The organism is Streptomyces sp. DSM 40750 (assembly GCF_024612035.1).
Lineage (GTDB): Bacteria > Actinomycetota > Actinomycetes > Streptomycetales > Streptomycetaceae > Streptomyces.
In genome coordinates this window covers 10,420,104-10,430,894 of the sequence record NZ_CP102513.1, presented here as the reverse complement: position 1 = coordinate 10,430,894, position 10,791 = coordinate 10,420,104, and the positions used below count along the sequence as shown (strand labels likewise).

Genomic DNA, 10,791 nt, shown 5'->3' with positions numbered 1-10,791 from the left:
CGCCACCGTGGCGAGCAGCGAGACCACCGAGGACAAGCTCCGTTACTTCCTCAAGAAGGTGACGGCCGATCTCCGGCAGACCCGCGCGCGGGTGACGGAGCTGGAGTCCGTCGAGGGCGAGCCGATCGCCGTCGTCGGCATGGCGTGCCGGTACCCCGGCGGTGTGGAGTCGGCGGACGGGCTGTGGCGGCTGGTCCTGGAGGGCCGGGACGCGATGTCTTCCTTCCCGACCGACCGGGGCTGGGACCTCGAGTCGCTGTACGATCCGGACCCCGACGTGCCGGGGACGACGTACAACCGCGAGGGCGGCTTCCTCGACGAGGCCGGCCACTTCGACGCCGGTTTCTTCGACATCGCCCCGCGCGAGGCCCTCGCCATGGACCCGCAGCAGCGGCTGCTGCTGGAGACCGCGTGGGAGGCGTTCGAGCACGCCGGTATCGACCCGACGACGCTGCGGGGCAGCCGCACGGGCGTGTTCATGGGCACCGGCCAGCAGGACTACTCGGCGCTGGTGCGGCGCGCCCCCGAGCTGGAGGGCTATCTGATCGGCGGCCTCGCCGCGAGCGTCCTGTCGGGACGGCTGTCGTACTTCTTCGGCCTTGAGGGCCCGGCTCTCACCGTCGACACGGCGTGCTCGGCGTCGCTGGCCGCCCTGCACGTGGCCGTTCAGTCGCTGCGGCGCGGCGAGAGCGAACTGGCCCTGGCCGGCGGGGCGACCGTGATGGCCGGACCCGGCATGTTCACCGCGACGGCGCGCCAGCGCGGCGTGTCGTCCGACGGCCGCTGCAAGGCCTTCGCCGCCGCCGCGGACGGTACGGGCTTCAGTGAGGGCGCCGGTGTCCTCGTACTGGAACGTCTGTCGGACGCGCGCCGGAACGGGCACCGGGTGCTGGCCGTCGTACGAGGCAGCGCCGTCAACCAGGACGGTGCCTCCAACGGCCTGACCGCTCCCAGCGGGCCTTCCCAGCAGCGCGTCATCCAGCAGGCCCTCGCCAACGCCCGCCTCGCCCCCGCCGACGTGGACGCGGTGGAGGCGCACGGCACCGGCACCACGCTCGGCGACCCGATCGAGGCGCAGGCGCTGCTCGCCACGTACGGCCAGGACCGCGAAGAGCCTTTGTGGCTGGGCTCGTTCAAGTCCAACGTCGGGCACACGCAGGCCGCCGCCGGTGTCGGCGGCGTCATCAAGATGATCATGGCGATACGCCACGGCATCCTGCCCAGGACCCTCCACATCGACGCGCCCACCCCGCACGTGGACTGGTCGGCGGGCAAGGTGGAACTGCTCACCGAGCAGCGCGAGTGGCCGACCACGGACCGGCCCCGGCGCGCCGCCGTCTCCTCCTTCGGCGTCAGCGGCACCAACGCGCATGTGGTGCTGGAGCAGGCGCCCGTCGGGATTCCGGAGACAGCGGACGAGCCCGCTCCGCCCATCGCGCCGATCGTCCCTCTCGCCCTCTCCGCACGTGACACCACCGCGCTCCGCGCCCGGGCCGAGCGCCTGGCCGCGCGCCTCGACGACCTGCCGGACGTACGCGAGGTCGCACACGCCCTCCTCACCCAGCGAGCCGCTCTCGACCACCGCGCGCTGGTCCTCGGCACCGACCGCGACGAACTCCTGGCCGGACTCGAGGCGCTGGCCACCGGTGCCGCGGCTCCCGGCGTCATCACCGGGCAGGGTGCGTACGAGCGTCCGGTGTTCGTCTTCCCGGGCCAGGGCTCGCAGTGGGTCGGCATGGCCACCGAACTGCTGAAGACCTCCGAGGTGTTCGCCCGGTCCATCGCCGACTGCGAGGCCGCCCTCGCCCCGTACGTCGACTGGTCCCTCACCGAGCTTTTGTGCGGCGGGAAGCGGATCTCCCGTTCCGACGTCGTGCAGCCCGCCCTGTTCTCGGTGATGGTCTCCCTCGCCGCCCTGTGGCGCTCCCTCGGCATCGAACCCGCCGCCGTCATCGGCCACTCCCAGGGCGAGATCGCCGCAGCCGTCGTCGCCGGGGCACTGCCCCTGGAGGACGCCGCCAGGATCGTCGCGCTGCGCAGCCAGGTCCTGCTCGCCTGCTCCGGACAGGGGGGTCTGGTCTCCCTGGCCGTGTCCGAGGAGCGGGCCGAGGAGCTGATCGCGCCCTGGCAGGGGCGGATGTCCGTCGCCGTCCTCAACGGCCCCGCGGCCACCGTCGTCGCCGGAGAGCCGCGGGACCTCGACGAACTCGTCGCCCTCTGCGAGGAGAAGGAGATCCGCGCCCGCCGCGTCGACGCCGACTACGCCTCCCACTCCCCGTACGTCGAACCGGTCAGGGACGACCTCGTCCGGGCCCTGTCGGGCGTCACGCCCCGTTCGAGTACGGTCCCGTTCTACTCGACGGTCACCGGCGAACTCATCGACACGGCCGGGCTCGACGCCGACTACTGGTACGCGAACCTGCGCCGGCCCGTCCGCCTCATCGACGCGGTGCGCACGGCGTTCGCGGAGGGCCACACGGCGTTCATCGAGTGCAGCCCCCACCCCGTCCTCACCCTCGCCCTGGAGGCCAACGCCGAGGAGGCGGAACGGGACATCTTCGTCACCGGCACCCTCCGCCGCGACGAGGGCGGCTGGCCCCGTGTCCTCATGTCCGCCGCCCAGGCCCACACCCATGGCCTCCCCGTCGACTGGAGCGGGTTCACGACACCGCCCAGCCGGGTCCTGGACCTGCCGGCCTATCCCTTCCAGCGCAAGCGCTACTGGGTGGACGCCCGGCCGGCTGACATCGTCCCCGCGCACCTGGGCGCGGTCCCCGCGTTCGCGTCGGCGGGTGCCGGCCAGGAGTCCGAGGGCGACGCCGAGGGCATGGACCTGGCGCGTCGGCTGGCCGGACTGCCCGAGGCCGACCGGAAGCAGCTGGTGCTGGACCTGGTGGTGGACCAGGCCACGGCCGTGCTGGGCAATGAGGCTCCCGTAGCGCCCGACCGCACCTTCAACGACCTCGGCTACGCCTCGATGACCGCGGTGGAACTGCGCAACCGGCTGCGCGCCGCGACCGGCGCCCGTCTGTCGGCGTCCGTCGTCTTCGACTACCCGACACCGCAGGCCCTCGCCGGGCATCTGCTCGACCGGCTCTCCGGCACCCGGGACCGTGCTGCGGTGGCACACGCCGACGCGTCCGTGGACGGCGACCCGATCGCGATCGTCGCGATGGCCTGCCGCTATCCCGGAGGCGTACGGGGACCTGAGGACCTGTGGCGGCTGGTCGCGGACGGCACCGACGCGATCTCCTTCTTCCCCAAGGACCGCGGCTGGGACGTGGAGTCGGTCTACGACCCCGACCCGGAGCGCGTCGGCCACACGTACACCCGCGAGGCCGGCTTCATCGACGACGCCGACCGCTTCGACGCGGCGTTCTTCGGGATCAGCCCGCGTGAGGCCCTCGCCATGGACCCGCAGCAGCGGCTGCTCCTGGAGACCTCCTGGGAGCTGTTCGAGCGCGCCGGCATCGATCCGACCACCCTGCGCGGCAGCCGTACCGGCGTTTTCGCGGGCATCAGCGGGCAGGACTATCCGCAACTGGTGGCGGGGACGTCCGCGCGGCAGGGCGTCGAGGCCTTCCTGATGACGGGCAGCGCGGCGAGCGTGCTGTCCGGCAGGGTCTCGTACACCTTCGGCCTGGAGGGGCCGGCGGTGACCGTGGACACCGCGTGCTCGTCGTCGCTGGTGGCGCTGCACCTGGCGGCGCAGTCGCTGCGGGCGGGCGAGTGCGAGATGGCGCTGGCCGGCGGTGCCACCGTGCTGTCGACGCCGGAGGCGTTCATCGGCTTCAGCCGGACGCGCGGACTGTCCCCGGACGGCCGGTGCAAGCCGTTCTCGGCCGACGCCGACGGTACGAGCTGGGGTGAGGGCATCGGTCTGCTGCTGCTGGAGCGGTTGTCGGACGCCCGGCGCAAGGGGCATCGTGTGCTGGCCGTCCTCCGCGGCAGCGCCACCAACCAGGACGGGGCGAGCAACGGGCTGTCCGCGCCCAACGGCCCCTCCCAGCAACGCGTCATCCGTCAGGCCCTCGCCAACGCCGGTCTCGTCCCCGCCGACGTCGACGCCGTGGAGGCGCACGGCACCGGCACCACGCTCGGCGATCCGATCGAGGCACAGGCGCTCCTGGAGACCTACGGGCAGGACCGGGCCGCCGACCGGCCGCTGTGGGTGGGCTCGGTGAAGTCCAACATCGGGCACACGGCCGCCGCCGCCGGTGTGGCCGGTGTGATCAAGATGGTGAAGGCGATGGAGCACGGCGTGCTGCCGTGCATGCTGCATCTGACCGAGCCGACCCCGCACGTGGACTGGTCCGCGGGTGCCATGGAGCTGCTGTCCGAGGCGGTCCCGTGGCCGGAGACCGGGGGTCCGCGGCGCGCCGGTGTGTCGGCGTTCGGCATCAGCGGGACGAACGCGCACGTGATCCTGGAGCAGCCGTCCCAGGAGACTCCGGAGCAGCCTTCCCAGGAGGTCGGGCTCCCGCAGGCCGAGGCGTCCACGACGGGGCCGGGGACACCGCAGGCCGAGGTGTCCGCGACAGCGCCGGGGACCCTGCCGTGGCTGCTGTCGGCGCACAGCGCGGCGGCCCTGCGGGCGCAGGCGGAGCGCCTGCACGAACACCTGGCCGCGCGGCCCGGGACGGACCTGGCGGCCGTGGCCGGCACCCTGGCCCTCACCCGTGCCGCACTGCCGCACCGCGCGGTGGTCGTCGGCACCGGCCGGGCGGCCTTCGAGGCGGGTCTCGCGGCCCTGGCGTCGGGCGCGTCGGCCCCCGGCCTGGTGCGCGGTACGCCCGCCACCGGACGCCTCGGATTCCTCTTCCCCGGCGAGGGCAGCCAGTTCCCCCGCATGGGCCGGGAGTTGTACGAGCGGCACCCGGTCTTCGCGCGGGCGCTGGACGAACTGTGCGAGGCGCTGGACCGCGAGCTGAACCCCGAGGGCGACACGGCCCGGCCCGGGCTGCGCGAGGTGCTGTTCGCCGAGGCCGACACCCCGCGGGCGGCCCTGCTGGACGAGACCGAGTACACCCAGGCCGCTCTGTTCGCCGTCGGCGCCGCGTCCTTCTGGCTGCTCCAGTCCTGGGACGTGGTACCGGACGTGCTGGGCGGCCACGCGGTCGGCGAGCTGACGGCCGCGTACGCGGCGGGCGTGCTGTCGGCCGAGGACGCCTGCCGGCTGGTGGCGGCGCGCGGGCGGCTGATGCGGGCGGCGTCCGGCAAGGACGAGCGGCAGCGGTCGTCGCGGGAATCCCGTCCGGCCCTGACCGACGGCGCCCTGGCGGAGTTCGGCCGGCTGGCGAGCACACTGGCCTTCCAGCCGCCGCGCATCGCCCTGCTGTCGAGCGGCACGGCCGAGGAGGCGAGCACGGCCGAGTACTGGGTGCGCCAGCTGCGCGAGGAAGCCGGTGCCCGCGACGTTGTGGGCGCCCTGCTGGACGCCGGGGTCGCGACCGTGGTCGAGCCCGGCGCGGGCGGTGTGCTGACGGCGCTCGTCGAGGACGTGGCGGCCGAACGCCCGGGCCCGGCCGTCGAGGCGGTGCCGCTGCTGCGGCGCGACCACCCTGAGCAGCACGGCGCGCTCGAAGCGCTGGCCGGGCTGCACGTCCGCGGGGTGCGGGTCGACTGGTCCGCCGTCCTGGACGTCCCGGCCGGTACCCATGTGGACCTCCCCACGTACGCGTTCCAGAGCCGCCGTTTCTGGCCGGACGGCACGCTCCCGGCGGCGGGCGCGACGGCCGGCGACGCGGGCGAGGAGAGGTCGGCCGACGACGCGGCGACGCGGCTGCGCCAACACCTGGCGCCGCTCACGGCCGACGCCCGCGCGGACGTCCTGCGCACCCTGGTCGCCCAGCAGGTCGCCACGGCCCTCGGCCACACCGACACCACCGAGGTCGAGGAGGCGCTCAGCCTCCCGGAGCTGGGCATCGAGTCCGTCATGGCCGCCGAGATCCGCGCCCACCTCCAGACGGCCACCGGAGCGCAGCTCCCTTCCACGGTCCTCTTCGAGCACCCCACGCTCGACGGGTTCGCCGCCCACCTCCACACGCTGCTGGTCACCGCGTCGCTGCTTCCCCCGCCGGGCGACCAGTCCGGGGACTCCCCGGCCGGCACGACCGAGACGGCCGGTCCGGAGTCCACCGGTGCGGGCGTCCTCGCCTCGCTGGCCGCACGGGCGGCGAAGGACGGTCGCTTCGCCGAGTTCACCACCTTCCTGGAGGACACCGCCCGGTTCCGGGAGACGTTCGACACGGCGGACATCGAGACCGGGATGGTACGGCGGCCCGCGCCGGTGCGGCTCACGCGTGGCGGTGACGGACCCGCACTCGTGTGCTTCCCGTCGTTCGCGGGCAAGTCCGGCGCCCATCAGTACGCCCGGCTCGCCGCCGGCGCGCGCGGCGGACACGACATGTGGGTGCTGCCCGCGCCCGGCTTCGTCGCGGGCGAACCCCTGCCCGCGGACCTCGACGCGCTGGTCCGGCTGCACGCCGACGACGTCGAACGGTGCACGGCCGGCGCGCCCTTCGCACTCCTCGGGCACTCCGCCGGAGGCTGGCTCGCGAACGCGGTGGCCATGGAGCTGGTGCGCCGAGAGCTGCGTCCGGCGGCCCTGGTCCTGCTGGACAGCTACGCGCCCGGCAGCCCCGTACTGCCGCGCATCGGGGAGTACATCGGCCGCTCGATGGTCGAGTCCCCCGCCGAAGGCGCCGCCGCCCTCCTGGACGACACGGTGCTGACCGCGATGGGCGGCATCGCCCGGGTCTTCGCGGGCTGGCGCCCGGCCGACCTCGACATCCCGGCCCTCCAGGTCCGGGCGGCCGAACCGCTGCCGGAACCCGGGTTCCCCGAGTCCGGCTGGCAGGCGCACTGGCCCGGCCGGCCCGCGCCCGTCGAGGTGGACGTGCCCGGCGACCACTTCACGATGATCACCGAGCACGCCGGGACCACGCTCGACGCGGTCCGTACCCACCTCGCGTCCCTGACCCGGTGACCCTCGCCGACCTGGCCATCTCCCCCGCAGACTGCGGACTCCGGAAGGACGACCCCCGATGCCCACCCGCTGGTACCCCGTCGAAGAGGCCGACGACTCGCTCCTCACCACCGCGTCCCTCTACCTGACGCGCTCCGTCGACGTCCCCTACCCGGCCGAGGAGACCTGGGCGGCCCTGACCGACGACAGCGGCCCGGCGCACTGGACGAAGGGCGTGAAGCGGCTGACCTGGACCTCACCCCGGCCGTTCGGGGTCGGCACGACCCGGGAGGTCGAGACGCTCGGCGGCTTCGTCCTGCGCGAGCGCTTCTACCGCTGGGACGAGGGACACCGCAAGACGTTCACCGTCGTCGCGAGCACCCGCAACATGTTCCGGCACCTCGTGGAGGACTACGTCGTGGAGTCCACCCCGGACGGCTCCCGGCTCACCTGGCAGTGGGCCGGCGAGCTGAATCGCCCGTGGTCGTATCTGAAGCCCGTGCTGAAGCGAGTCGTCCTGGAGCCGACGGCCCGCTCCCACATCGACGGGCTGCCGGCCCATATGGCGGCCAACCGCTGACACCCGCGCGAGCCGGACCACCACCCAACGAAGCATCAGCAGGAGAGGACGCACATGTGTGGGATCGTCGGCTGGATCGCCTTCCAGCGTGACCTGGAGAAGGAACGCCCCACCCTGGACGCGATGACCGCCACCATGGTCTGCCGCGGCCCGGACGCCGGGGGCACCTGGGTGTCGCCGCACGCCGCCCTGGGCCACCGCCGGCTGTCGGTCATCGACCTGGAGGGTGGTGTCCAGCCCATGACCGTGGACACCCCGGACGGCCCGGTCGTGATGACGTACAGCGGTGAGGCCTACAACTTCCGGGAGCTGCGCGTCGAGTTGCGGCGCCGTGGTCACACGTTCCGCACCTCCAGCGACACCGAGGTCGTCCTGCGCGGCTACCTGGAGTGGGGCGAAGAGGTCGCCGACCATCTCCTCGGCATGTTCGCGCTGGGCATCTGGGACGGCCGCACGGACCGCCTGATCCTGCTGCGCGACCAGCTCGGCATCAAGCCGCTGCATGTGTACGAGACCGAGGACGGCATCCTGTTCGGCTCGGAGGCCAAGGCCGTCCTCGCCCACCCGGCCGTGGAAGCCGTGGTGGACCGGGACGGCTTCCGGGAAATGATGGGGTACGTCAAGGAACCGGGCCGGACCCCGTGGAAGGGCATACGGGAGGTCAAGCCGGGCACCATGCTGATCGTCGACCGGGGCGGGATGCGTGAGCGGGTCTACTGGCGGCTGGAGGTCGAGGAGCACCGCGACGACACGGAGACGACGGTACGCCGGGTCCGTGAGCTGCTGGAGGACAGCGTCAGCCGGCAGCTGGTCGCGGACGTGCCGCTGTGCCTGCTGCTCTCCGGCGGTCTGGACTCCAGCGCCCTGACGGCCCTGGCCGCCCGGAAGCTGGCCGAAGAGGGCCGGCGGGCCAGGACGTTCACGGTCGACTTCGAGGACGCGGACGACTTCCGGGGGGACGAGTTCCGCACCTCGCCGGACGCTCCGTTCGCACACGAGGTCGTGGACCACGTCGGCACGCTGCACAGCGACATCCGGCTGGACCACCGGAAGCTGGCCGACCCCGACGTACGCCGGGCCGTGATCGCGGCCCAGGATCTTCCGTTCGGCTTCGGCGAGGGCGACAACTCCCTCTACCTGCTGTTCAAGGCGATCCGTGAGCATTCGACGGTGGCCCTGTCCGGCGAGTCCGCCGACGAGACGTTCGGCGGCTACCCGTGGTTCCACATCCCCGCGGTGCAGCAGACCGCGATGTTCCCCTGGCTGACGGCCGCGCAGCCCGCCAGGACGTACGACCGGGAGCTGACGCTCGACACCCTGGACCTGCCGGGCTTCCTGGCGCAGCGCTGGTCCGACACGGTCGCGCGCGTGCCGTCCCTGCCCGGCGAGGACGCGCACGAGCGTCGTATGCGCGAGTTCTGCTACGTCCATGTGACCAACTGGCTCGGGACGTTGCTGGACCGCAAGGACCGGATCAGCATGGCGGTCGGGCTGGAGGTGCGGGTTCCGATCTGCGACCACCGGCTGGTGCAGTACGTCTTCAACACGCCATGGTCGATGAAGACGTTCGACGGCCGGGAGAAGAGCCTGCTGCGCGCCGCCGTGCGCGACACGCTGCCGGCCTCGGTGGCGGACCGGGTCAAGGCGAGTTTCCCGCTGACCCAGGAGCTGAACTACCTCGGGGAGGTGCAGCGCCAGGCCGGCGAGCTGCTGTCGGACGACCACCGCGCGGTGGAGTTCTTCGACCGGGCGGCGCTCACCGAGGCCGTGCGCGGGAAGCCGGAGGCCATGACGCGCGACGGGCGTGACGCGATCGAGCGGGTCCTCGACCTGGCCGTCTGGCTCGACCTCTACCGCCCCACGATCAAGCTGTCCTGATCACGAGCCGTTTGAGGGGCACGGCCGAGGCCGTGCCCCTCAAACGGGCTGGGGATACGCATGTCAGGCGGTGGCGGCGGGGTGTCGCTCCTCGTCGGACTTGGCGAGAGCGAGCAGGCTCGCGTGGACCTCATCGCCCAGCTCACGTATGAACGGCCGGCTGAAGCAGGCGGTGTGGTGCGGGAACTCGATGGCGAGGCGGCCGTCGAACGTCGCGACACAGGCCATGATCGGGCTGCGGCCGGCCTGCGGGAAGTAGTTCTCGCGGGCTGGCGCGAGCCGTACGTCGGTGACGCGCGTGCCCTCCGGGAGGCGCGGGCCGGACACGGCCCCCATGTTGGTGACGATGACCGTGCCGAGGTGGAGTGTCGGATGCTCGCGGGCCGACGGCATGATCCGCATCTCCTGGAAATGGGCGCCGCGGTCGATGAAGTCCCGCAGAGCGTCGCGGACTTCACGCGCCAGCTCCAGTACGTCGGATTCCTCGCCGACGGGCAGGACCTGCAGATGCATGGTGACCGCGGCGACCATGAGGTCGGCGGGCACCGGCGGGGACAGACGCGAGCGCAGATCGACCGGTGACAGGCAGCCCAGGAGGCGCGGGTCCGTGCCGTCCAGGCGCCGGCGGGCGGCGAGCAGCAGGGCGGCGCTGATCAGACCGTGCACGGACAGACCTTCCGCGCGGGCCCGCTCACGCAGCCGGGCGGTCTGTTCGGTGTCGAGGAGCAGCCGCTGGACTTCGATGCGGTGGGGCTCCTCGGGCGCTTCCTCCGTCGCCTTCACGTCGTACGGGACGAGTTCGGCCGGGTGGCGGCCGACCTTCCCCACACGCTGTTCCAGGTGCTTCGCCGTCTCGGCCGCGTCCGAGTGGGGCAGCAGCGTGCTGATGGGCTCGGGGAATTCGGCCACGGGCGGGCGCGGGGCCTCGGTCCCGCCGATGAGTTCCCGGTAGCGGTCCCAGACCAGGTTGAGCAGGGCGACCGCGCTGTGTCCGTCGGCGATGACATGGTCGATGCTCAGGAGCAGGGTGTGCCGCTCCTCGTCGGGGTCGGTCACGAGGACCGCCCGGGTCAGCGGACCACCCACCGTCAGCGGGGTGTTGAGCTCCTCCGCATACGACTCCTCGCCCCCGGTACGCATCAGCAGCCGGGGTCGCTCGGCCTCCGGGAGGAGCTCGAGGGCGTGGCCGTCGCCGTCCGGGACGATGCGCGCCAGCAGCTGCGGCTGTTCCGCCGTGACCGCCTCGAACGCCGCGGACAGGGCCACCGGGTCGACGGGGCCGTCCAGGGCACAGGAGAGGATCGCCCTGCTTCGCTGGGCGACGTAGATGTTTTCCACGGGGCATAGCGCGCGTCGCATGCAAAAA

4 protein-coding genes and 3 pseudogenes are annotated in these 10,791 nt (G+C 72.9%); 6 read left to right on the top strand and 1 reads right to left on the bottom strand.

The window, feature by feature from the left end; all coding sequences use genetic code 11:
• Positions 1-7: 7 nt before the first annotated feature.
• The 6 genes and pseudogenes from JIX55_RS51690 to asnB all read left to right on the top strand — a co-directional run.
• A pseudogene (locus JIX55_RS51690) lies at positions 8-70 on the top strand (polyketide synthase docking domain-containing protein); the annotation flags it as partial.
• 21 nt (positions 71-91) lie between these two features.
• Positions 92-5,212 (top strand): annotated as a pseudogene (locus tag JIX55_RS45605) (type I polyketide synthase); the annotation flags it as partial.
• Positions 5,201-6,028: pseudogene (locus JIX55_RS51685) on the top strand (phosphopantetheine-binding protein); the annotation flags it as partial. The pseudogenes JIX55_RS45605 and JIX55_RS51685, both read left to right, overlap by 12 nt.
• Before the next feature lie 240 nt (positions 6,029-6,268).
• Positions 6,269-6,988, top strand: a complete 720-nt coding sequence (locus tag JIX55_RS51680) for an alpha/beta fold hydrolase (protein WP_443046763.1) — start codon at positions 6,269-6,271, stop codon at positions 6,986-6,988.
• Between the two features lie 58 nt (positions 6,989-7,046).
• Positions 7,047-7,547, top strand: a complete 501-nt coding sequence (locus JIX55_RS45600; protein WP_257569092.1) for an SRPBCC family protein — start codon at positions 7,047-7,049, stop codon at positions 7,545-7,547.
• A gap of 54 nt (positions 7,548-7,601) precedes the next feature.
• On the top strand, positions 7,602-9,425 hold the full coding sequence (asnB, locus tag JIX55_RS45595) for an asparagine synthase (glutamine-hydrolyzing) (RefSeq protein WP_257569091.1): 1,824 nt from the start codon (positions 7,602-7,604) through the stop codon (positions 9,423-9,425).
• Between the two features lie 63 nt (positions 9,426-9,488).
• Here the strand turns inward: asnB and JIX55_RS45590 are convergent, their stop codons facing one another.
• Positions 9,489-10,763: a phthiocerol/phthiodiolone dimycocerosyl transferase family protein gene (locus JIX55_RS45590; RefSeq protein WP_443046678.1), complete on the bottom strand. Its 1,275-nt coding sequence runs from the start codon at positions 10,761-10,763 to the stop codon at positions 9,489-9,491.
• Positions 10,764-10,791: the final 28 nt, after the last annotated feature.